Origin of the sequence: Taibaiella chishuiensis (genome assembly GCF_003014535.1) — a bacterium.
In the GTDB taxonomy this organism is placed as follows: Bacteria; Bacteroidota; Bacteroidia; order Chitinophagales; family Chitinophagaceae; genus Taibaiella; species Taibaiella chishuiensis.
Genome location: NZ_PYGD01000001.1, coordinates 313,573 through 338,515, shown reverse-complemented (window position 1 = coordinate 338,515; position 24,943 = coordinate 313,573). Strand labels below are relative to the sequence as shown.

The following is a 24,943-nucleotide window of genomic DNA, read 5'->3' as shown; positions in this document are numbered from 1 at the left end:
GCTTCGAGGTAAACGATATATATAGAGAAGTTCCACATCGCGTGGAACTTCTCTTTTTTAGCATGAGCCAATTGTTATTATGAATCATATACAGATCACATTTTTTGAAGCAGACGGCGCCAGGCGGGAACAGCTGATGGCCGAGCTGCAGGTAACCGGTATCGATTTTGAAGGTTTCGAGGAAACGGAGGAAAGCCTGCTGGCCTATGTTGAAGAAAGGCAGTTCGACCGGGAAGCGATCGAAGCCCTGGCCACAGGCATGGGCCTGCGGTTTGAGTTGCAGGCACTGGCCGAGCGCAACTGGAATGCAGAATGGGAAAAGAACTTTGAGCCCGTAATTATCGACGGGTTCTGTAGTGTACGTGCCGACTTCCATCCTGAACCGGAAAACGTACAATACGATATCGTGATCACACCCAAAATGTCGTTCGGTACCGGGCATCATGCCACCACGGCACTGATGATGACCCTTATGCGGGAACTGGAGTTGAATGAAAGGGTAGTACTCGATTTCGGTACCGGTACGGGTATCCTGGCCATCCTGGCCGAACTTCTGGGCGCCGCTTCGGTACTGGGTATCGACAACGATAGCTGGTCTTACGAAAATGCGGTGGAGAACTGCGAACGCAACCAGGCGCAGCGGGTTACCATCAGGCAGGCCGTACTGGAAGAGCTGGACCCGGAAGCCCGTTACGACGTGATCCTGGCCAATATCAACCGGCATATCCTGTTGCAGTATATGGACCGTATGGCGGCCCTGTTACGCGGCGATCAGCTGTTGTTACTCAGCGGTATCCTTACCGAGGATATCGACATTATCCGGGAAAGCGCTGCAGCGAATGGTTTCAGCTATATCAAACATGCGACCGACCGCAATTGGGTATGTATGCTGTTGCAAAAGCAAGGTTAAAAAAACTGGTACTACTTTAATAGCGGATGCCCTTGCCTTGCAGGGGCATCCGGCGTTTAATAAAGGGGGTAGCCTGGGTGCTTAAGGGTTTCGTAGGGGCAAGGTGGTTGTAATGAAACTCGTCGCATGCTAATCCCATGTTGCATAAAGCGCCTTTGCCGGGCAATGATTCATGACCTGTTTTACCGGATCGTTTTAGTGGCTTTTCGTGCCGCTGCGGGACCATCGAAAAAACACGGCATGGTTAATGCGATCTTTGGCAATGCCCTTGTACCATGCTCCTCTATTCAGGATCTGTTTTACCGGTCGCTTTTGTAGGCGCACAGCGCGATGCAACGATTGCAGCGTGGGAAAGCATACCTGGCGCAGTTATGCGCTGTGTTGCCGGGGTAAACGGAAGGATTGTGGATGTGCTGTAAAGGGGAAATAAGACGCTGGCAGGGGAGCATTAATCCTCGTCCTGGTGGTCGGCTTCCAGTTTTTCGAGCGCCCTTTGCGCGGCCAGCTGGCCGGCTTCTTTCTTGGTATAACCCGAGGCAGTCATAATTGTTTGCCCGTCGGCTTCGATGCCTACGGTAAAGATTTTACGGCCGGCTTCGATCTTTTCGCTGACGGTAATAAACTCGATATGCTTGCCTTTGCGCTGCGCCCAGGTGTACAGTTTGTTCTTGAAATTGTATTCGGTCGTTTCCAGCTCTTCCATATCGATATAGGTAGCCAGGATACGCTTCAGGATGAATTTACGGGTCTTTTCAAAACCCACATCGAGGTATACCGCGCCTACCAGGGCTTCCAGCGCATTGCCGAAAATATGGCTGCGCCGCAGCATCTTGTCGTTTTTATTGAACCGTACGATCTTTTGCATACCCATACGCAGGGCGATCTCGTTCAGCGATTGCCTGCTTACGATCTTGGATCGCATTTCGGTCAGGTAACCTTCGTCGCGGGTAGGGTATTTCTTAAAGAGGTATTCGCCTACGATAGAGCCGATAAAAGCGTCGCCGAGGTATTCGAGCCGTTCGTTATTGGTCGCTACAAGATCGCTTTGCGAGCGATGGGTTATAGCGCTTACATAATAAGGCAGGTACCCGGGTTTATAACCCAAAATATTCTTTAACGCTTTTTGAAGCGCTTTATCCTCTTCCGAAAAACGGTTGAAAAAATTTTTGGTCAGGCTCAATCTCTCTACTCTACGTATTTTTTGAAAACAACGGATGCATTGTGTCCGCCGAAGCCGAAAGTGTTGCTGATCGCAGCATTTACGGTTCTGTGCTGGGCTGTATGGAACGTCAGATTCAGCCTCGGGTCGAAAGCCGGATCATCGGTGAAGTGGTTGATCGTAGGAGGGACAATATCGTTGGTTACCGAAAGGATGGTGGCTACGGCTTCGATAGCGCCGGCAGCCCCGAGCAGGTGCCCGGTCATCGATTTGGTAGAACTGATATTCAGTTTGAAGGCATGCTCCCCGAATACTTTCTGGATCGCGGTAATTTCCGCAATATCGCCGATCGGGGTAGATGTGCCGTGTACATTGATGTAGTCGATATCTTCCGGTTTCATTGCGGCATCGTCGAGTACACTTTCCAGTACATTGATTACACCCAGCCCTTCGGGGTGGGGTGCAGTAAGGTGGTAAGCATCGGCGCTCATGCCGCCGCCTGCTACTTCGCAGATAATATTGGCGCCGCGGCGTTTCGCGTGCTCCAGCTCTTCCAGGATCACCGAACCTGCGCCTTCGCCCAGTACAAAGCCATCGCGATCGAGATCGAATGGACGGCTCGCTGTTTTAGGATCGTCATTGCGCTCGGAGAGTGCTTTCATCGCATTGAAACCGCCGATGCCCGCTTCGGTTACCACGGCTTCGGAGCCGCCGGTGACGAATGCATCGGCTTTGCCGAGCCGGATATAAGTAAAGGCATCGATCAGACCATGGGTCGACGATGCACAGGCGCTAACCGTAGCGAAGTTGGGACCGCGGAAGCCATACTTCATTGAAATATGACCCGATGCGATATCCAGGATAAGTTTGGGAATAAAGAAGGGGTTGAAGCGTGGTGTACCATCACCTGCATTAAAGTTTTTCATTTCTTCAATGAAGGTGATCATACCGCCGATACCTGATGACCAGATAACGCCGATACGGTCCTTGTTGAGGGACGGATCATCCAGCCCGGCCTGCCGGATCGCTTCTTCGGAAGAGGCCATCGCGATCTGCGAAAAGCGATCGAGACGACGGGCTTCCTTACGATCCATAAAGTCTTCAGGGTTGAAGTTCTTTAACTCGCAGGCAAATTTCGTTTTGAACTTTTCAGCATCGAATTGTTTAATGAAATCGGCGCCCGACACGCCATTAATCAAGGCGTTCCAGTACTCTGATACGTTGTTACCAATGGGGGTTAGGGCGCCGAGCCCCGTTACTACTACGCGTTTTAACGGTACGTTCATTTAAACAGATTAGTTGCTGAGGATTCGATAATTACTTTACGTGTTCTTCCAGATAAGCGATAGCCTGACCTACGCTACCAATGTTTTCAGCCTGATCATCCGGAATAGAAATGTTGAACTCTTTTTCGAATTCCATCATTAATTCTACAGTATCCAGTGAATCGGCTCCAAGATCGTTGGTGAAACTCGCTTCTGGAGTTACTTCTGATTCGTCAACTCCAAGTTTGTCAACGATGATTTTCTTTACGCGGTTAGCAATTTCAGACATAATGTTTGCAATTTAAGTTAATGGTGCAAAAATATACTTTTTAGTAAAACAAAGAAATGTTTTTTGTGGAGTAACCTACAAATTCGCCCGCTCAGCGCGGCCCGAAGCAGATTAAAACCCTGATGGTAACATCCGTTCCGATTAAAGGTTTGAATTATGGTATTATAGTTGCATACACAAATAAAAAAATTTAACCGGAATATCAGGTAAGCCTTAAAGGCCTACCATATCTTTAGGTACAACCCAGGCGTCGAACTCCTCGGGGGTAACATAACCCAGGTCGATAGCAGTCTGCTTCAGGGTTTTTCCTTCCTTATGTGCGGTCTGGGCAATTTCGGCCGCTTTGTAATAACCGATCTTGGTGTTCAGTGCCGTAACCAGCATCAGGGAGTTGTTTACATGCGCCGTAATATTGGCTTCGATGGGGGCCAGGCCTACCGCACATTTATCGTTGAAGGATACACAACCCTCGCCGATCAGGCGCGCGCTGTGCAGGAAGTTGAAGATCATTACGGGTTTAAACACGTTCAGTTCGAAGTGGCCGTTAGCGCCACCTACGCTGATGGCCACATCGTTACCCATTACCTGGGCGGCGATCATGGTCAGCGCTTCGCACTGGGTCGGGTTTACTTTGCCGGGCATAATAGAAGAGCCGGGCTCGTTATCGGGGATAAACAGCTCGCCGATGCCCGCACGCGGACCGGAGCTCAGCATCCTGATGTCGTTGGCGATCTTCATCAGGCTTACGGCTACCATTTTCAGGGCGCCATGCGCTTCTACGATCGCATCGTGTGCTGCCAGGGATTCGAATTTATTAGGCGCCGTTACGAAAGGCAGGCCGGTAAGTTCGGCAATCTTTTTCGCTACCGCTACATCATAACCCTTGGGGGTATTGATACCGGTACCTACTGCCGTACCGCCCAGGGCCAGTTCGCTCAGATGGGCCAGGGAGTTGTTAATCGCTTTCAGACCGTGGTCCAGCTGGGCTACATAACCGCTGATCTCCTGTCCGAGGGTAAGCGGCGTAGCATCCATAAAGTGTGTACGGCCGATCTTCACCACGTGCATATATTCTTTGGCTTTCGCATCGAGCGTATCGCGCAGCTTTTTAATGCCGGGGATGGTAGTACCTACCAGCATCTGGTAAGCAGCGATGTGCATTGCCGTAGGGAAGGTATCGTTAGATGACTGTGATTTATTGACATCATCGTTGGGATGGATGAACTTTTCTTTATCGGTAAGCTGGCCGCCGTTGATCACGTGGGCACGGTAAGCCACCACCTCGTTCACATTCATATTGGATTGGGTACCTGATCCGGTCTGCCATACTACAAGCGGGAATTCCTTATCCAGCTTGTGGTCCAGGATCTCGTCGCAGGCCTGTGCGATCAGCGCAGATTTCTCTGCAGGCAGCACGCCAAGGTCGGTATTGGTCAAAGCTGCTGCTTTTTTCAGGTAGGCAAAAGCTTTGATAATCTCTTTCGGCATCTTATTGATGTCCTGGGCTATTTTGAAGTTATCGATAGAGCGCTGGGTCTGTGCTCCGTAATAGGCATCAACAGGAACCTGTACTTCGCCCATAGTGTCTTTTTCAATACGAAAGGACATGATATTGGAAAATTAGGATGTGAAAATATAGATTAACGGGCGCAAAGATATTGAAGAATTTACTTCGCGGGAACAGATATCTGTTTTTATAAAACATTCATAGGTTTCAATTGTATTTGAAACGAATAAATATTTAAAAATCAGTTTTTTATGTAAATAGTAATTATAAAAAGTGCTTGTCGTTCCCTTGCTGTGCGGCCAACCTGGTAGCAACGGCATCCCGGCAGCAGGGATTAGCTGTCGGATCACTGGAGGAAGCTAGTTTACCGCAGCAGTATAAAACTGCGATGCGGACGGCGATAAGATTACACCTGCAAGCTTTACCTGATCAGGATAAAATTACCTTTGAATGAAATACGATCACCGTTGTCATCTTTACCCCTGATATAATAATAGTAGGTCCCGAGCTCTGCATTCTTTCCATTATATCTGCCGTCCCATTTGGCATATGGCCCTTGCGCCTGGAATACCTGTTGGCCCCACCGATTAAATATGGAAAATTGTTCGAGTGTAAAACCACATAGTACAAACGGGCCGATGTCATCATTAAGCCCATCGTCATTAGGCGAAAATGCATTTGGTACAAATATTTCGCTACGCTCACTAAATACCTGGACGGTGATTGTATCCTGACTGATGCACCCGACTGCGCTTACAGCAGTTACGCTAAATACCGTAGTTACATTAGGTCTTACTCTTGGGGTCGCGCTGGTGCTATCGTCGCAATATATACCGGGGCTCCAGCGGTAAGAAATTGCATCAGAAGCACTTAGCATCACTGTTTTGTGATCGCAGTTGATAACATCGCCGTCGGCAGTAGCGCTTACGGATTGGCCGGGTACGGTAACGATTGTTACAGAGTCTTTGTCCACACATCCCTGGTTATTGGTTACGGTCACAATGAAGGTTGTGGTTTGCATTACTCTCGCTTCGGTTGCCGCTGTATGTGGGCTACTCAGTCCTGTTGCAGGCAGCCACGAATACCCTGTGCCGCCAGCTGCCTGTAATGTTATAGTACCACCGGGGCAAGTTATAGTATCTTCTCCGGCATATGCAAAATGCTGGTAGGGTATTGATATGGTTTTGATAACAGTATCGGACGTTGTGCATCCCGAGGTGCTTGCAACAACGAGGGTAACCGTGTAAGTGCCGTAATCTGGAAATGTAAAAGACGGATTCCGTTGCGTACTTATGTTGTTTCCCGGAAACAGCCATTGCCAGGAAAGGCCGGTGGGCGATAGCGATGTACTTTTATCGGTAAACTGATAGGTATAACAACTTATTGCCGAGTCGCTAAAATTTGCCGTGATCGTATCCGTGCTGAATGTGTCCGTCGGGAAATTAAACGTAAGATTGTTTAGGGATAATCCATCCTGCCCGGGCTGTGCGCCCCAGGCACTGTTATTGTAAAGCACTCTCCCGTTAAGCCCACCCGAATTGTTTACAACGAGATTGGAAGGCGTTGTTGCCGGCTTTGTCCATAATACGCCGCCTGCACCGCCGCCGCCGGGACCAACTTCAAAATATCCTGCATTACCCGATTCGTTAGCGCCTTTTCCTCCTGTCAGGGAAATATGGGTGATGCTGGAAACTGTGTTCGTGTTTATCAATATAGCGCCGCCTGCACCGCCCCCGCCCATGCCGTCATGGCAGGATCCAAATGATCCATTGTTTGTACATAGGGGAGCATCTTCACCGTTTGCCCTAATTTCTCTCGTATTACCGGCTATGGAACCTGCAGTAATAATACATATGCCTCCTCCTTTACCACCGGCCGTATTGTTTAGATTATTGGCCTGGCCGGCGCCACCACCACCACCCATGAATATCTTATTATTTGAAGATGTATACGCAAGTTGCAATCCCCCTAGCCCCCCGGTATTATTGTTAGCCGGATTGTTGTTGCAACCCATATATTCGCTGCCTCCTATACCGCCTGTATTGCCATTACCGCCGCCCCCGCCCCCGGCGTTGCAGGTATTGCCACCTCCTCCGCCATTCCCTAACTTACCACGACCAAATGCCCTATCCATGGATACTTCTGTGATACCTTCTCCTTTTCTGCTGGTAGAATCAAAATTGGCGCCCATATAATACCTCGGGTTCGTACAAATGGACGGTGGACCTACGATGGTCGAAGGGTTTCCTGAAGCGCCCCTGAAGCCCTTTCCGCTGACGTCAATATCCTGGTTCATAGTAAATGTACCGGTTACATGAACGGCAAATACGCCGCCTTTGTTTCCATTCCAGGGCATACAGGTAAGCGTTTGGTTAACCGCATAATTCTGATAAGAAGGTACACGTACCAATTGCACTCTGCCCTCCGGAATATTGTATTCGCGTTGAATGTCGTAAAACAGCGTCAGATTGTTGCCGCTTTTTGCCTTAACAACATTATACTCATAATTGCCTGCTCCATGGTAGTTCAGTACATTGCCGAAACTTGCGGTATTGCTGCTGTCGATTACTGCACCTTTCATTTGTATCATCAGCACCGTATCTCCAATATTAAAATCTGAAGCGGTATCCACGAAAAGACTGTTACAAGACTGAACGGAAATTACAGCAGCGTATTTATTAATTATCGTTTGCGCTGCAGAGGTGAAAGGGCTGATCAGCAAAATCAAAAAGGCGAAAAGGCCAAGGTACTTTTTCATAGTGTAACCATTTGACAACATCATACTGGTCGGAAGCTGTAGATAGCTGACCAAGTCGATGAAGAAGAGTGGTGCAAAAGTAATATTATATTTTTTAACTTTTTACTAACGCTTGGCGTAATTCGCTTTAATAAACTAAAATTAACCGTTTAGCTACCGCAGCAAAATTAAACCTGCTGCACAAGTCAGCATCTCACGGTTTTCATTTCCTGGAGATAATAGGAAACAGGTACCTATATGCGGCAGTGAGGGCCGGGCACGGGAGTGCCGGTTTTGTTATTCGTGCTAATCTAATGATTGCGTTGTTGGCGGTTCATATCGCTGTAGAGAATAAAAGTATATATTCCGTACCTTTGCAGCCCTTAAGCTATTAACAATGGTGAAGATTGGTAAGATAGAACTGGCAGATTTCCCGTTATTGCTTGCGCCCATGGAGGATGTAAGCGATCCGCCATTCCGTGCAGTATGTAAAGAGCAGGGCGTAGACCTGATGTATACCGAGTTCATTTCTTCGGAAGGCCTGATCCGCGATGCGATCAAGAGCCGGATGAAACTCGATATATTCGACTATGAGCGCCCGATCGGTATCCAGATCTTTGGCGGCGATGAAGAAGCCATGGAGCTGGCGGCCAGGATCGTAGATACCACGCAACCCGACCTGATCGATATCAACTACGGCTGCCCGGTTAAAAAGGTGGTGTGTAAAGGCGCCGGCGCCGGTATTCTTAAAGATATCCCGCAAATGATTAAGCTGACCGAAGCCGTGGTACGCGCTACCGCGCTGCCGGTTACCGTTAAGACCCGCCTGGGCTGGGACGAAGACTCCAAGAATATTGAAGAGGTAGCCGAAAGGCTGCAGGATATTGGTGTTCAGGCCTTGTCGATACACGGCCGTACACGGGTGCAGATGTATAAAGGCGTAGCCGACTGGACCCTGATCGGTAAAGTAAAAAACAATCCCCGCATTAAGATCCCGATCTTTGGTAACGGTGATATCGATACCCCGGAAAAGGCGGTGGAATATAAGAACCGCTACGGTGTGGACGGCATTATGATCGGCAGGGCCGCGATCGGTTATCCCTGGATCTTCAGGGAGATCAAACATTACCAGAAAACCGGCGAGCTGTTGCCGCCGCCTACGGTTGAAGAACGGATCGATACTTGTATGCGCCACCTGACCAAATCGGTGGAGTGGAAGGGCGAAAAGTTGGGTATCCTGGAAATGCGCAGGCATTACGCCTCTTACCTCAAAGGCCTGCCCAATGTAAAAGAGTTCCGGATGAAACTGGTGAACGGCGATAGCCTGGATGAACTTAAGGGCATACTCGATGAGCTTAAAGAGCAGCAGTTGCAATTGGTATAAAAAGAACGGTAAAAAGTAAAACGCCTGTTGTATCAACAACAGGCGTTTTACTTTTTAATAATAGTTAATGCCGATCGCTTTGCGGGCCATGGCGATGGTTTCCGCCGCTCTTGCCCGCGCCTTTTCGGCGCCGTTCTTTAATATTTTACGGATGCTGTCTTCGTCTTGCTGCAGTGCTGCCGCTCGTTCGCGGATGGGGCCAACGAAATTGACCATATCCTCGGCCAGCTGTTTCTTCATATCGCCATAACGGATGCTGCAATTGTTGTAGGCATCGAGGAACGTAGCATGGGTATCCGGTGCGGATACCAATTGCATCAGCTGGAAGATGTTCTGGATGTAGTCCGGCATAGCGCTGTTCGGCTCCTGTGGTCCCGAATCGGTAGTGGCCTTCATAATCTTTTTGCGGATCAGCTCATCTTCATCGCTCAGGTAAATGGTGGCGTTCACGTTTTCGCTTTTGCTCATTTTACCGTTGCCGTCCAGGCTCATGATCTTTACCGTGTTTTCGTCGAACCGGAATACCTGGGGCTCCGGGAAGAGCTCGCCATAATGACTGTTGAAGCGCTGGGCAAAATTGCGCGCCATCTCGAGGTGTTGCTCCTGGTCTTTGCCCACAGGCACTTTGGCGCCGCGGTGTATCAGGATGTCGGCCGCCATCAGTACGGGGTAGGTGAGCAGGCCGGCGTTTACGTTATCGGGGTTAAGGCGCACCTTGTCTTTAAAGGTGGGTACACGCTCCAGCTCTCCTTTGTAGGCAAGCATGTTCAGCATCAGGTACAGTTCCGGTATCTCCGGTATATCGCTCTGGGCATACAGGGCTACCTTTTCGGGGTCGAGCCCGCTGGCTATATTCTCCGCTACTACGCGAAATACATTAGCCTTAAGATCTTTGGGGTCGGGGTGGGTAGTGAGGGAATGGTAATCGGCTACAAAAAAATAGCAGTTATAATCTTCCTGCATTTTAATGTAATTGTGAATAGCGCCGAAATAGTTACCCAGGTGCAGGTATCCTGTAGAACGGATACCGCTTACTACAACTTCTTTTTGTGACATAAGGATGCAAAATTAAGAAAAAAGAAGATGGGCAATGCCCTTCCTTCTTTAGAGAATAGGGTTAAGCTTTATCCGCAGTTGGAAACACATCGCTTTCTTTTCGTTCCTGCCGGGGCGGGTATAAAAAGTCCTGCGGGTACTTTAAAAAATATCGGCCGATCAGGCGCCCCACATAAGGCAACCGCGACAGCGGCACATTGCGCGACCGTACGGCTACATAAAACGCCAGTGAGAAACTGACCATGAAATTAAAGAATCCGATACCGATCACACCGATGGTGGTCCATACCCAGTCGAAAGTGCTGAGGTGATTGTTGAGTCCCTCTACGCCAAAAGCAAAATAAGCGGTAGAAATGGTAATGTGCCGGATATCGAAGGGTATACCGAAAAACTGGCCGATCAACTGGGCATAACCCAGCATGAAACCCAGCGCCACATTGCCGACAATACCGCCCAGGCTCTTTTCCATAAAATCGGCAAACCTGCTCAGGGTCTCGCCTTTCATGATCTTACGCAGCCCGCTATGCTCCTTCATCCTGCCGCCGATATTGGCATAGATCACTTTATTATCGACAAAACCCGAAATGATACCGCTGGTAAACAGGCATACGCCCGTAACACAGGCATATACCCAGGCCAGGCTGGTAAGCGGGTTCTGATCGCGCAGGGCCTGCAGGCTCTCCTTATTGTCGTGGAACAGCGCATGCCCGGTAAGCGCCTCCCAGCTAAAGGCCAGCAGGTACGACAGCGGGAATACCACGATCAGGTTGCCGGCAAAGGAGGCAAACTGGCTGCGCCATACCTTGCCAAACGTAAGGGCCAGGTTCTGGAACGATACGCCGCCTTTACGGGTGTCGAGCGAGCCGGCCAGTGCAGAGGCCGTCATGGTGGGCTGCTTGGTAGCCAGCGAGGCGCCGGTAATAAACAGGATCACGAAGGCTATGGCATAGTTGAGCCCGTAACAGAAATATTGCCAGAACAAAGCCATGTGTACCTTGTGCAGCAAGGCTTTCAGTAGGGCGGCGAAGGCGATGATCACACCGCCCGCAGCTGCCGAGTAGAAAAAAGCCGAGTACTCCGGCCTTGTCGTGGTGATGTAATGTTCGCCCGATGCGCTTTTATGCTCAGCGATCTGGTAGGCCAGCATACCGGAGTTTTTACGGTACAGGTCCAGGATACTGTAGCGCTTGTTGATGCTTTCGATCACGTTCTCGAACAACGAAACCGAGTCCTGCAGCGTTTCCTGCGGTATATTGCCCGGCGTAATAAGCCGGATAATGATACGCATGCGCATAATCTGCTGCGCCGTACGCAACAGCAGGTAGGCCTGTCCGAGGCTGGTACCGAACTTGCCGGTATTGCCCCTGATCTCGGCAATCACCTGCTCGCAGGCATCCAGCTGTGCGGCCACATCCTGCGCACTCGATTGCAGGTAGGCAGCCGGGCTGTTACCCGCTTTAACCAGGTGGATAAAGGATTGTATCTTTTTATTCTGTTCGATAAAAGGCGTAATGATCTCCGCCTCGTATTTCAATTGCTGGCTCAGTTCCTCTTCGAGACCAAGATAAGATACCCGGTACGAAAGAATGGTCAATGTATTGGTCAGGTATTGCTGGAAAGGCGTATCTGCCTTTTCGAGCCCGCCCGCGGCAATCCGGAAAAACTCGATCCAGAGCTCATCGGGGATGGCGGCTACCCATACATAATCGGTCTTTTTAAAGAAGGCCCGTTCCAGCAGGTTGCTCATGCTGCGCTTGTCGGGCAAGGGGGGCAGGATGCGGTGCCTTACCTGGCGGAATAACTCGGAAAAGAAGGTGCCGCCCGTAAGAATGCCGGTATTGGTAAAAATGCTCTGGCTGTCGCGGGTATTGAACAGGTATACGAACATATGCTGCAATGCGGCTTCCAGTTGCTTATCGCGGTGCAGGGCATCCAGCAGGTCCTGCATATTGGCCGTGGCGCTTTGTTTGGGCACAGGCCGTAAAACAGCGATCAATTCTATAAACAGGGTACTGAACCGGTTGGTGTCGGTTGTGTTTTTGATCTCGTTAAGCAATACCCCGAGATCGTACCGTTGTCTATTCCTTTTAAAGAATTGCATACCTGCAAAATAAGGGCTTTGAAGAATAAGAATTGATTAAACTTCAAATTTAAAAAAATCATCTGGATGCTATGCGCTTATAAAAATAGATGACCTTAATATCTGGCGGTATGCAGTTCCCGAACCGGGATTATGCTATGCGGCCAGGTCTGCAACCGGTAATTTTTAAATAATTTTAGGGGAATTAAGGGAATGCCTGTTTGCACTTTATAACGGTATACCGTTAATTTTATCGCCACACCTGAACCATGAAGAAACCTTTAAGCCTGCTCCTGTTGCTGCTTTGCTGCAGCAGCGCCGTTTTTGCCCGGAAGCAACCCAAACCGAAGCCACCGGTGGAGCCGGTTGTAGCGGAAGTAAACAGCCCGCCGTCCAACCCCTTTGCCCGTACCGACCGGGTAAGCCTGTTTGAAAGTACCGTTACCGTTAAGCAAGACGGTACCCTGCACGTGGTCGAAAATATAACGATCTATAACGGCGATGGCGATATGGGGCTCGACGAATTCCCGATGCAATACATAGAGGCCGGGGGCAATAACAACGACATACACCGGGGTATTTTGCGCAGCTTCCCGACGGTATATGTTAACCGTTACCACTTTTTTCAGAATACCACTTTTAAACTGCTGGACGTAAAAATGAACGGTGCGGCAGTGCCTTACGAAACGGAACACAGCCTCAACAGTAATGGCTACCGGGTAAAGATCGGCGACCGGGATAAGGAGCTGGATACGGGTTCTTATACCTATACGCTGGTGTACGAAACGGAGCACCAGGTCAAATACTTCGACCGGTACGACGAACTGGCCTGGAATGTAACGGGCAATGGCTGGAGTTTCCGGATCGACTCTGCGGTATGTACCTTCATTATCCCGGGCAATGATTCCGTATTTTCCAACGCCTGTTACACCGGCGGACAATATGAGCGGGGCCAGGATTGCCGCGTGAACCAGGCCGGCACCGACACGATACGTTTTACCACCACGAAAGCCTTATGGCCCAACCAGGGTATAACGGTGGCTACCTCCTGGCGCAAGGGTATTATTGCCAGGCCCGGCATGCTGCGCCAGGCCTGGTGGATGTTTACCGCTAATATAGGCGCCCTGGGCATGCCGCTCCTGCTTGTCCTTATTTTCTTATACAACCTGGTACAATGGTGGCGTTACGGGCGCGATCTGAAACCGGGCACTATATACCCGCGTTATGAGCCACCGACAGGCTTCTCGCCGGCTGCATTGGGTTATATTTATTTCCAGGGTATGAAAGATAAGCTGGTGGCGGCTACTATAACCGACCTGGCTCTGCGGCACTTCTTCCTGATAGAGGTGGAACGTACCGGCACGGTCTTTAAGGGTACTGTTTATTCCTTCCATAAATCGAAGGAGCCCTTTATAGCCGCAGTTTATAACGACTATCATAAAGAGGCCAATAGCCTGATCTATACGAATATACAGCGGGGCCAATACAACGAAAGCCTGGCAGAACTGAATACGGCAATCAAAGAAGACCTGAACGAACACTACCGCAGCAGCAAACGCAAACCCGGCAAAGGCCTTTTCTTCAGGAACAGCCAGTACCTGGCTTTCGGTTTCCTGTTGGCCGTTCCCGCATTTGCCGGCCTTATGATCTGGAGCCTGGCTCATGCGTCCTTAAGCCCCTGGCCGCTCCTGCCGCTGATTGTCAGCTTTATCCTGGTTATCGTGATGCAATATATTTTCTACAAGCTGTTCCCGGCTTATACCCCCGAGGGCCGTAAGCTGATGGATGAACTGGAAGGCTACCGCATGTACCTCAAAACCGTGGATGAGGCCCGGCTTAATACCATGAACCCGCCGGATAAAACCATAGACCTGTTCGAAAAGAACCTGCCATTTGCCATAGCCCTCAACTGCGATATCGAATGGGGCGATAAGTTTGAAGGCATTATCGCAGCCGCGGCCATCGACGATACGGTAACGACACGGGCTTTTTATATGAGCGATACCGGGCATGGTTTTACAGGCAGTGCCTTTGCCTCCGGGTTGAGCAGCAGCATTTCCTCGGCCAGTACGCCCCCCTCTTCCTCTTCCGACAGTTCTTCGGGCAGCAGCAGTTCATTTGGCGGGGGCAGCAGTGGCAGTGGCGGCGGCGGTGGTGGCGGTGGTGGTTGGTAAACTGCTTGAGCAAAACTAGTTACACGAAGTGTTAAATTATATAGTGTTGCCGGTGCAGTTCCCTGATACGGGTATCAGGATAAACTATCCGGCTAACGCTCTTATGATAATCTTCCGTAATTTTGCAGCCTGCAAATTGACGTAAATTTGCGTCTTCATTTTTCCTTGTACAATCATTCCGTAAATCCCGGAATCTCTTTATGTCTGATAACCTGAATGTGTATGGTGCGCGGGTGCATAACCTGAAAAATATCGACGCGCACATACCTAAAAATAAATTAGTGGTCATTACGGGCTTAAGCGGCAGCGGTAAGTCGTCGCTGGCTTTCGATACCATTTATGCCGAAGGGCAGCGCCGGTATATGGAAAGCTTCTCGGCCTATGCCCGGCAGTTTATGGGCGACCTCGAGCGGCCCGATGTCGATAAGATCACTGGTCTCTCGCCCGTAATCTCGATCGAACAAAAAACCACCAACCGCAACCCGCGTTCTACCGTAGGCACCGTAACGGAAGTATACGATTTTATGCGCCTGCTTTTTGCGCGTATCGGTATTGCCTACAGTTACGAAAGCGGCCGCGAAATGCAGCGCTACTCCGAAGAGGAGATCGCCATGCATATCCGCGAACAGCTTAACCATAAAAAGATCGTACTGCTGGCCCCCCTGATCCGTGGCCGTAAAGGACACTACCGCGAGTTGTTCGAACAGCTGCGCAAACAGGGTTATGTAAAAGTGCGTATCGACGGCAAGATCGAAGAACTGCGTGAAAAAATGCAGGTAGACCGGTATAAGATCCATGATATAGAGCTGGTGGTAGATCGCCTGGAAGTGAATGCGGCAGATGCCGTAAGGCTGAACCAGAGCCTGCAGAAGGCGCTCGACCTGGGCAAAGGGCTATTGTTCGTGCAGGACCACGAAAGTGGTAAAGTAACGCAATACAGCAAACACCTGATGGACGCCGAAAGCGGCCTGTCCTACGAAGATCCTTCGCCCAACTCCTTTTCCTTCAACTCGCCCTACGGTGCTTGTCCGGCCTGTAAAGGCCTGGGCGTAGTGCACCGGATCAATATGGAAGAGGTGATGCCGGATAAAAATAAAAACATCAGCGAAGGCGGTATCGCGCCGCTGGGCGAAAAGCGCGAAGCCGGCAGCTGGCAACAGGCCGAAGCCTTTGCGAAAAAAAATAAGATCGCGTTGAATAAACCGATCAAAGACCTGCCCGCCCAGCAACTGAACCTCATGTTGTACGGCAACGAGGAAGGCGTGCTATCCTACCAGCCCGACGAGGCTTCGGAATATAGCTACCTGCTCGAAGGCAACGATTACGAAGGTGTATTGAATATGATGCTGCGCTGGTTCAGCGAGTCTACCTCCGATTATGTGCGTGACTGGGCTGAGCAATTTATGGTGCTCGACGACTGCCCGGATTGTGGCGGTACACGCCTGAAAAAAGAAAGCCTGTGGTTTAAGGTAGCCGGCAGCAACATTGCCGAATATGCACAGTTGTCACTAAGCGGCCTGCAGGAAGCTTTTACCGGCATCGAAAAGAAACTGAATAAAAAACAACAGGTTATTGCCAAGGACATCCTGACCGAGATCCGCGACCGGCTGAGCTTCCTGCTGGAAGTAGGCCTGCATTACCTCTCGCTCAACCGGCCTACCCGTACGCTGAGCGGCGGCGAAAGTCAGCGTATACGCCTGGCTACGCAGATCGGCTCGCAACTGATGGGGATTACCTATATTCTCGACGAGCCTTCGATAGGCCTGCACCAGCGCGACAACCACCGGCTGATCAATGCACTGAAAAACCTGCGCGATGGCGGTAACTCGGTATTGGTGGTCGAGCATGATAAAGATATTATGATGGCTGCCGATTACCTGATCGATATGGGGCCTGCAGCCGGCTTCCATGGCGGCCGTATCGTGGCCGAAGGCACGCCGAAAGAGGTGTTGAAGAGCAATAGCATTACCGCGCAATATATCAATAACAAGGCGCAGATCGAATTGCCCGCCGAACGCAGGAAGGGCAATGGTAAGAAGCTGGTGCTGAAAGGCGCTACCGGCAACAACCTGAAGAACGTAAGCATTACCATACCAATGGGAACTTTTACCTGTGTTACCGGCGTATCGGGCAGCGGTAAGAGTACGCTGATCAATGAAACCTTATATCCCATCCTTTCGCGGCACTGTTTCCCGGCTTCTAAAATGCAGCCGATGCCTTATAAGAAGATCGAAGGACTGGAACATGTCGATAAAGTGATCGAGATCGATCAAAGCCCGATCGGCCGTACGCCGCGCAGCAACCCGGCTACATATTGCGGCTTTTTTACCGACATCCGCCAACTGATGGCGCAGGTGCCCGAAGCCAAGATCAGGGGGTATAACGCCGGCCGTTTTTCGTTTAACGTAAAGGGCGGGCGCTGCGAAACCTGCCAGGGCGGCGGTATGAAAGTGATCGAGATGAACTTCCTGCCGGATGTATATGTGCCCTGCGAAAAATGTAACGGCCGCCGGTATAACCGCGAAACGCTGGAGATCCGGTACAAAGGCAAGTCGATTTCCGATATCCTGAATATGACCGTGGAAGAGGCGACCGAGTTTTTTGTAAACATACCTTCGCTGCACCGTAAGATCAGGACCCTGAACGAAGTGGGTCTGGGTTATATTACCCTGGGCCAAAGTGCGGTAACGCTGAGCGGCGGTGAGGCCCAAAGGGTAAAACTGGCTACCGAACTCTCTAAAAAAGATACGGGCCAAACGGTCTATATTCTCGACGAACCTACGACAGGCCTGCATTTCGAAGATATCAAACATCTGCTGGCGGTACTGGACCGGCTGGTAGAACGCGGTAATACCGTAGTCGTGATCGAGCACAACCTGGATATGGTAAAAGTGGCCGACTATGTGATCGATATCGGTCCGGAAGGCGGTAGTGGCGGCGGTACGGTCATGTGCGCCGGCACGCCCGAAGACATTGCGGCCTGTGAAGGCAGTCATACCGGGCTTTACCTTAAAGAAGAGCTGAGGACAACGCGACGCCGGAAATAACTGTTAATCCACATTGTATTTTAAATAAGCGGGGCCATCTGTTTAAAGATGGTCCCGCTTTATATTTTGTTTCGTCGCAAGGTCTTCTATAACGAGGTCGTGCAATTAGCGCTATTTGTTTTTATCACCTCTGTTTATGTCTCGCCGCGCCGCAGCGAGACATTTTATTTTCCTTGCAACGTCTTCTGTAAAGGAGGTAACGCAAAATAGTCCTATTTGCTCTTTACTTCCTGGATCACTTCGCCCACGCAGGCGCTGGGCGCCTGTATGTGTAGCAGTGCGGCCAAGGTGGCCGAGATATCGGTCATATGGGTAGTGCGCGATGTTTCGCCTTTTTTAATACCCCAGCCGTACCACAGCAGCGGGATATGGGTATCGTAAGGGTTCCAGCTGCCATGCGTAGTGCCGGTGGTGCCATAACCGCTAAACCAGCCCGGGTTGAGTATGATCTGTATGCTGCCGCAACGGTTGGCAAAATAACCATTGGTCACCATCGATTTTACGGGTTCGGGTACCACGCTCTTGTCGGGGTGTTCGAGGTCGATAACCTGGGTTACGCCTTCCTGTACCCGGAACCAGTTGATGATCTCGTTACGTACCTGTTCCCGGTCCAGCTTACTGTTCTGTATCGCCTTTTCGTTAAGGTATACCTGGTAGTTCATCAGCGAGCTTACCAGCGAGGTGTCTTTAAATTTGGCAGCCAGGAACTGGTTCAGCTCTTTGTTGATCTTATTGATGGTAACCGATTTGCCGGGCAGGCGATGGTCGTTCAGGAAGGTCGGGTTATGTGCTCCGCCATGGTCGGCGGTCAGGAATACGGTATAATTGCCTTTGCCTACTTTTTTATCGAGGAAGCTCAGCAAGAGTTCCAGGTCTTTGTCGAAGCGCAGGTAGGTATCTTCGATCTCGATCGAGTTGGGTGCATACTGGTGGCCTACATAGTCGGTGCTCGAAAAGCTTACGGCCAGGAAGTCGGTGGTGCTGTTGCGGCCCAGTTGTTCGCCGTCGATACAGGCCTCTGCCATCAGGCGGGTAATGGTGTTGCCGTAAGGCGTGGCGCGTATGGCGCCTTTGTCTTTACCCACCGACAGCGAGGTCTGGTGCGGGAATACCGGCCGGCTCTCGCCTTTGGTAATGCCTTCGTAGGCATTGTCGTCGGTTGTACTCTCTGTATAGGTATTTATGGGATAAAGCGTGTTCCAGTTCAGCTTCATCAGGCTGTCGTTCAGGTTGCGTTTGTTGAAGTCCTGCACCCATTGCGGCAGTTGCTGCATATAAAAATTGCTGGAAATAAAGCTGCCGTTTTCGCCGTCGTACCAATAAGCGGCATTGGCGGCGTGGCCTGCGGGCAATATGGCGCCCCTGTCTTTGATGGAGATACCGAAGGTGCGGGACTTGAAATTGGTAGCCAGGCGCAGCTCGTCGGTAATGGTAGAGGCCAGCAGGTTGCGTGGGCTCATCAGGCCTGCTTTACCGCCGCCTACGCTTTGTACGGTCGTATCTTCGGTACAGTACCATTCTTTATTGGTGCGTATGTCCACCCAGTCGTTGGCTACAATGCCATGCAGGGCCGGTACAGAGCCGGTGTAGATACAGGTATGGCCCGGCGCGGTAAACGAGGGCAGGTAACTGATATAGGTGTTCTGGCAGTTAAAGCCGTCGTTCATCAGCCGTTTAAAGCCGCCTTCGCTATACCGGTTGTAAAAGCGATAGAGGTAATCCCAGCGCATCTGGTCGACTACGATGCCGACCACCAGTTTGGGGCGTTCTACGGTTTTAACGGGTTTAGGGCTTTGGGCAACGGCCGCCCCGGTTGCAAAAGGGAGCAGCAAGGCGAGCAACATACGGTTTACTTTCATAATTAGTGCGAATCTTTTCAGGAAGAAAATATTTGCAAATGTCCCAAAAAGGTACCGGAATCAGGTTATTTTTCAGTTATTTCCCCATTGGGCCTTATGGCCCGCAGGGGGCAGATACGCTTTTCTCCTATCTGTTGTATGCCGCAGCCCGTAAGCCTTAGCACGACAAGTTTTGGGCTTTGCCCGCTATATATTATCTTTGTTTCATAATTTATTAAATATGGGCGCTACTCAAAACAAAAGCTTAGCCAACGGAAAACTATCTTTTGAAGAATTCAGACAGGAAGTGCTGAAGGATTACGAACTGGCTGTTACCAGTCGCGAAGCGAGCCTTATCGGACGAAAAGAAGTACTGACAGGAAAAGCGAAATTCGGCATATTCGGCGATGGTAAGGAACTGGGACAGATCGCATTGTCAAAATGTTTTAAACCCGGGGATATCCGTTCGGGTTACTACCGTGATCAGACCCTGATGTTTGCCACCGGTATGAGTGACGTAGAACAATTTTTTGCGCAGCTGTATGCCAACCCCGACATTAAAGAAGAGCCTGCCTCCGCGGGCCGTATGATGAACGGGCACTATGGCACCCGCTGGATCGACGATAACGGTGAATGGAAAGACCTGACGGCACAACCTAACTCCACCAGCGATATATCGCCTACGGCAGGACAGATGGTACGCGCGCTCGGCGTGGCTTACGCCTCCAAGATGTACCGGAACGCAGACAACCTCAAGACCGGCTTCGAGAAATTTTCGAAGAACGGTAATGAAGTAAGTTTTTGTACCATCGGTGATGCCTCTACCAGCGAGGGCCTCTTCTGGGAAACCCTCAATGCCGCCGGCGTACTTAAAGTGCCCCTGGCCGTATGTGTATGGGACGATGGTTACGGTATCTCCGTGCCACGGGCTTACCAGACCTCCAAAAACTCCATCTCCGAGGCGCTTTCCGGTCTGCAATACGACGAAAAGCTGGATAGCGGCGTAGAGATCTATCGCGTTAAAGGCTGGGACTATGCCGCACTCGTAGAAACCTTTAAGAAAGGCGTGGAGCGTATCCGCGAAACCCATATCCCTGCCCTCTTCCATATCCAGGAAGTAACACAGCCGCAAGGCCACTCTACTTCCGGCTCGCACGAACGCTACAAAAGCAAAGAGCGCCTGGAATGGGAAAAGGAAATGGACTGTATCAAAAAGCTGCGTGAATTCGTACTCGAAAATGCGATTGCCAACGAAGACGAACTGGTAGCGCTCGAAGAGCAGGCTAAAGACTATGCAAGGAATTGCAAACAAACGGCCTGGAACAAATTCCTGCAACCGATTAAAGACCAGATCAGCACCTGCACCAGCCTCTCCAATGAAGTAGTAAACGAAGGCGGCGACAATGCAGCCTATATTTCCAGCCTGGTTGCCGAACTGAACGGCATTAAAGAACCGATCCGCAAAGATGTGCTGCGTACTACCCAGCGCATTCTCAAATACAGCGCCGGCAATAGTTCTGCCGTACAGCACCTGCGTAATTTCTACGAAGAACTGAAGGCCGATGCCCGCGATAAATTCAACTCGCACCTGCACTCGCAGTCTGCAAGCGCCGTAGCCAATATCAAAGAGGTGAAAGCCGCTTACAGCGACAACAGCGCTATGCTGAACGGTTTCGAAATCCTGAATAAATTCTTTGATCATACCTTCGCCGCCAACCCGGCCGTATTCGCCTTTGGCGAGGACGTAGGTAAGATCGGCGATGTAAACCAGGGCTTTGCCGGTCTGCAGGAAAAATATGGCGAGCTGCGTATCAGCGATGCCGGTATCCGTGAGGCCACCATCGTAGGCCAGGGCCTGGGTATGGCTTTGAGAGGCTTACGCCCCATTGCCGAAATACAATACCTCGATTACCTGCTCTATGGTCTGCAGCCATTGAGCGACGATGTGGCTACGCTGCAATACCGTACCAAAGGCGGGCAGAAGTGTCCCCTTATTATCCGTACGCGCGGACACCGCCTCGAAGGTATCTGGCACAGCGGATCGCCTATGGGCATGATCATCAATTCGCTGAGGGGTATGCATATCTGCGTGCCGCGTAATATGGTGCAGGCGGCCGGTATGTACAATACCCTGCTGCAGAGCGATGAGCCTGCAGTGGTGGTAGAATGCCTGAACGGCTACCGCCTGAAAGAAAAAATGCCGGATAACCTTGCCGAATTTACCGTTCCTTTCGGTATACCCGAAGTACTGCAGGAAGGCGACGATATTACCATCGTATCCTACGGTTCTACCCTGCGGGTAATCCAGGAAGCCATCGAACTGTACCTGAAGCCGCAGGGCATCAGCTGCGAACTGATCGATGTGCAGACCCTGCTGCCTTTCGATACTACGGGTCGTATTGTGGAGTCGCTGAAGAAAACCAGCCGTATCGTGTTTATCGACGAAGACGTACCGGGTGGCGCTTCTGCGTACATGTTCCAGCAGGTAATGGAGCTCCAGGGCGGTTTCCGCTGGCTGGATGCCGCACCGCGTACCATTGCCGCACAGCCGCACAGGCCTGCCTATGCTACCGATGGCGACTATTTCTCCAAACCTAATGCAGAAGATATCGCTGCCGTGATCGAAGAGATCATGGCGGAATAAGTTTTAATCCTGGAAATAACCAGGCAGAAGCCGGTCCTTTATGGGCCGGCTTTTTTGCTATGCCGCGCGGGTACAGATTTACACGGCAGCAGAACGGATTTAAGCCGAAGCGCCGCAGATATCCATTCTGTCTTTTTCACAGGAGTTTATCATTTTATTTTTACCAAAGCATACATCTTTGCAACTACTTTATTCATTTAAAATACTATGCACATGAACAAAATTAAAACCCTCGTGCTGGCAGCAGCAGCGGCAGTAGCCTTTAACAGCTGTACCCAGCAAAATGCCCAGAAGTACAATGAAACAGTAGTTGGCCTCTACGCAGGTTATGTCAACAATTTCGGTAATGATGTGAACAAGATCACCGCCGAAGGGTCTACCAAGGAAAATGCCGATGCAGCGCTGAAGCATATGAGCAGCACTACCGACAGCTGCCTGGGCGTATTGAACGGTCTGAAACCTTCGGACGACGCCAAAGATTTCCACAACAAGGTGGTGGCCGTGCTGAACACTGTAAAAACCGAAGCGATCCCAGAACTGCAGAAGCTGGCATCGATAAAAGGTACCGATAATGTAGACGAGTACAATAAGGTGATCGATAGCTACAATGCAACCAGCGATAAGATCTCCAAACTGGAAGACGAAGCCGGTAAAGCACAGGAAGCATTTGCCCATAAAGTGGGTATGAAAGTACAATAGTAAAGCGGCCTTGCGTTGCTTGTATAAAGATCCTTGTCCGCCAGGTCCCCTATCCCTCGGGCGGTCAGCAAGGCCCAGGTCCCCGACCCGGAACCAGGAATGTAAAAAAGCGCTGCCGGCAATTATTGCGGCAGCGCTTTTGTTATGTTGGCACCCGGGTGGTTACTGTGTTGCGGCCCAGGCGTTCATATACGCCTCAAATACATCGAGCGGCATAGCCCCGCCTTTGAGCAGGGCGTCATGAAATTCCTTAAGCTGGAAACGGCTGCCCAGCTTGCGTTGATACCGGTCACGCAGTTCTTTGATCTTGAGTTCGCCTGTTTTATAACTGAGGGCCTGGCCCGGGGCGGCCATATAGCGTTCTATCTCCAGGGTGGCTGTGGCCTCGGCAATTGCTTCGTGATCCATCATGTATTTTATGGCTTGTTCGCGCGTCATCTTGCCGGTATGCAGCCCTACATCGGTAACGAGGCGTATGGCACGGTGTATCTCGGTACCATAGGCGCCCAGCTTCTGGTAAGGGTCGGTATAACAGCCCAGCAGGCTGCCCAGCGATTCGGCATAGAGGCCCCAGCCCTCTACGAAGGCAGCACTGAAATTGTTGCGACGAAACTGTGGCAGGCTTTTATTTTCGAGCTGCAGGGAGATCTGGTAATGATGGCCCGGTATGGCTTCGTGCAGGAATACCGCCTCCATAGGCCAGCCGGTTACATTCACCTTCGTAGGGTCGAGTATGGGGAAGTAGTAAATGCCGGGCCGGTTAAGTTCCAGGTTGCCGAAATTGTACTGCGGCGGTGCCGATGCAGCCCGGAACGATTCCACCTCCCGGATCTCGAACGGAGTCTTAGGCCGTACACCGAAGTATTCGGAGAGATGCGGTTCCACCTTTTTCAGCAATGCAAAGTTGGCGTCCAGCACTTCCTTATTGGTCTTGAAAGGCATAAACTGCGGGTCGGTCTTCATAAAGGTAAAAAGCTCCTGCAGGCTGCCTTTGAAGCCGATTTCCTTTTTTACCTTTTCCATCTCAGCGGTAATACGCGCTACTTCGCTTAGCCCGGTCTTGTAAAGCTCTTCGGGCGTTTTACGGGTAGTGGTATAGTTATAGATGCAATACCGGTAGCGGGCCTTGCCATCGGGCAGGTCCGATATGCCGGAGCTCTGACGGGCATGGGGCATATATTCTTCCTTCAGAAAGCGGTTCAGCTTGTTATAGGATACATTAAGTTGTTCGCGGATCAGCTTTTCATAAGCCGCCGTAAGCCTGGTCTTATCTGCAGCGCTGAAGCTTTCGGGAAACTGTTTTACCGGGCCGTAGAATACACTTTTGGTAACATCCTGCTGCGCCAGGTTATCGAGCTGGGGTATTACTTTTTCGACCAGGGCTTTGGGCAATACGATACCGGCTGCTATCCCCTTGCGGAAATTGGCAATGGCGGTATCGGTCCAGTCGCTGAAGGCGGTAGCTCTTTTGATCCAGTTTTCATAATCCTGCACGGTATTAAAAGGCTGTGAACCCCTGCCCGAGCCCAGTTGCCCGAGTTCGAGCGTAAGCGAGAACACCTGGTTTACCGGCATGTATTCGTTGTGGAACTGCTCGCCTTCCAGGCTGCGGTCGATAATATCTTTGAGTATGGCGTAGGAAACCTGGTCGTCGGAATTGAGCTTGTTATAAGGTATGGTTTTCAGCTCGGCGGCATAACGCGTATAGAAGTCATGCTGTTTTTTAATAAACGGTGCGGAACCGGTATTGGGCAACTGGTCGTTGTAGCGCGGGTCGCCGGTTGCGGTTGCCGCCAGTGGATACAACTGCAGGTACTCTTCGTAGTAACGTCCGAAGAGTTTCTGCAACGGGATATTGGCGGTATTATCCTGGGCATGCAGCAGTGGGCTGCAGGCCAGGAGGGACAAGGCCAGCGCCATACGGCGCCATTTCAGGGCAAGTGCTTTCATTATTGCGGATTTTGCGATGTGGATCCTGTTAAATGAGCGGCCGGTAAGCCACATAGTGTACCGGCATGTCCGAAAGTACGTTATTTGTGCGTAGAGCAGGACGCAAGTCCCCGTTTTTCCTTCGACCCGGCCTGTCACCGGGTTCAACAATACACAAAAAGTCCCGGGACAAGGTCGCCGGGACTTTTCGCGTGCTGCCGGAAG

15 protein-coding genes are annotated in these 24,943 nt (G+C 50.8%); 6 read left to right on the top strand and 9 right to left on the bottom strand.

Annotated elements, in window-relative coordinates; all coding sequences use genetic code 11:
* Positions 1 to 79 precede the first annotated feature (79 nt).
* Entirely contained in the window at positions 80 to 910 is an 831-nt protein-coding gene (gene prmA, locus B0I18_RS01385; RefSeq protein WP_106520858.1) for a 50S ribosomal protein L11 methyltransferase, read from the top strand.
* Positions 911 to 1,358: 448 nt separating this feature from the next.
* On the opposite strand, the gene rnc is transcribed toward prmA, so the two are convergent.
* The 5 genes from rnc to B0I18_RS01360 all read right to left on the bottom strand — a co-directional run bounded on the left by rnc (position 1,359) and on the right by B0I18_RS01360 (position 7,888).
* On the bottom strand, positions 1,359 to 2,090 hold the full coding sequence (gene rnc, locus B0I18_RS01380; RefSeq protein ID WP_245882024.1) for a ribonuclease III: 732 nt from the start codon (positions 2,088 to 2,090) through the stop codon (positions 1,359 to 1,361).
* A gap of 5 nt (positions 2,091 to 2,095) precedes the next feature.
* A complete protein-coding gene (fabF, locus tag B0I18_RS01375; RefSeq protein WP_106520857.1) occupies positions 2,096 to 3,355 on the bottom strand; it encodes a beta-ketoacyl-ACP synthase II in 1,260 nt (419 codons plus the stop codon).
* Between the two features lie 31 nt (positions 3,356 to 3,386).
* Positions 3,387 to 3,623: an acyl carrier protein gene (locus tag B0I18_RS01370; protein ID WP_106520856.1), complete on the bottom strand. Its 237-nt coding sequence runs from the start codon at positions 3,621 to 3,623 to the stop codon at positions 3,387 to 3,389.
* A 213-nt stretch (positions 3,624 to 3,836) separates the two neighbouring features.
* Complete coding sequence (gene fumC, locus B0I18_RS01365; RefSeq protein WP_106520855.1) at positions 3,837 to 5,231, bottom strand: class II fumarate hydratase; 1,395 nt, start codon at positions 5,229 to 5,231, stop codon at positions 3,837 to 3,839.
* A 320-nt stretch (positions 5,232 to 5,551) separates the two neighbouring features.
* Complete coding sequence (locus B0I18_RS01360) at positions 5,552 to 7,888, bottom strand: T9SS type B sorting domain-containing protein (RefSeq protein ID WP_181358290.1); 2,337 nt, start codon at positions 7,886 to 7,888, stop codon at positions 5,552 to 5,554.
* A 376-nt stretch (positions 7,889 to 8,264) separates the two neighbouring features.
* On the opposite strand from B0I18_RS01360, the gene dusB reads away from it, so the two are divergent.
* Positions 8,265 to 9,251, top strand: a complete 987-nt coding sequence (gene dusB / locus B0I18_RS01355) for a tRNA dihydrouridine synthase DusB (RefSeq protein WP_106520853.1) — start codon at positions 8,265 to 8,267, stop codon at positions 9,249 to 9,251.
* Between the two features lie 54 nt (positions 9,252 to 9,305).
* On the opposite strand, the gene trpS is transcribed toward dusB, so the two are convergent.
* Both trpS and B0I18_RS01345 read right to left on the bottom strand, forming a co-directional pair.
* The gene (gene trpS / locus B0I18_RS01350; RefSeq protein WP_106520852.1) at positions 9,306 to 10,307 is read right to left on the bottom strand and encodes a tryptophan--tRNA ligase; all 1,002 of its coding nucleotides are present in this window, start codon (positions 10,305 to 10,307) and stop codon (positions 9,306 to 9,308) included.
* A 61-nt stretch (positions 10,308 to 10,368) separates the two neighbouring features.
* Positions 10,369 to 12,408, bottom strand: coding sequence for a hypothetical protein (locus B0I18_RS01345; protein WP_106520851.1), 2,040 nt, complete (start codon positions 12,406 to 12,408; stop codon positions 10,369 to 10,371).
* Between the two features lie 248 nt (positions 12,409 to 12,656).
* Between B0I18_RS01345 and B0I18_RS01340 the strand changes: the two genes are divergently transcribed.
* A complete protein-coding gene (locus B0I18_RS01340) occupies positions 12,657 to 14,561 on the top strand; it encodes a DUF2207 domain-containing protein (RefSeq protein ID WP_106520850.1) in 1,905 nt (634 codons plus the stop codon).
* Between the two features lie 200 nt (positions 14,562 to 14,761).
* Positions 14,762 to 17,608, top strand: a complete 2,847-nt coding sequence (gene uvrA / locus B0I18_RS01335) for an excinuclease ABC subunit UvrA (RefSeq protein WP_106520849.1) — start codon at positions 14,762 to 14,764, stop codon at positions 17,606 to 17,608.
* Positions 17,609 to 17,820: 212 nt separating this feature from the next.
* On the opposite strand, the gene pafA is transcribed toward uvrA, so the two are convergent.
* Entirely contained in the window at positions 17,821 to 19,467 is a 1,647-nt protein-coding gene (gene pafA / locus B0I18_RS01330; protein WP_106520848.1) for an alkaline phosphatase PafA, read from the bottom strand.
* Positions 19,468 to 19,687: 220 nt separating this feature from the next.
* On the opposite strand from pafA, the gene B0I18_RS01325 reads away from it, so the two are divergent.
* The gene (locus tag B0I18_RS01325; protein ID WP_106520847.1) at positions 19,688 to 22,090 is read left to right on the top strand and encodes an alpha-ketoacid dehydrogenase subunit alpha/beta; all 2,403 of its coding nucleotides are present in this window, start codon (positions 19,688 to 19,690) and stop codon (positions 22,088 to 22,090) included.
* A 213-nt stretch (positions 22,091 to 22,303) separates the two neighbouring features.
* Complete coding sequence (locus B0I18_RS01320) at positions 22,304 to 22,789, top strand: hypothetical protein (RefSeq protein ID WP_106520846.1); 486 nt, start codon at positions 22,304 to 22,306, stop codon at positions 22,787 to 22,789.
* Between the two features lie 162 nt (positions 22,790 to 22,951).
* Here B0I18_RS01320 and B0I18_RS01315 read toward each other — a convergent pair whose 3' ends face one another.
* On the bottom strand, positions 22,952 to 24,739 hold the full coding sequence (locus B0I18_RS01315) for a DUF885 domain-containing protein (RefSeq protein ID WP_106520845.1): 1,788 nt from the start codon (positions 24,737 to 24,739) through the stop codon (positions 22,952 to 22,954).
* Positions 24,740 to 24,943: the final 204 nt, after the last annotated feature.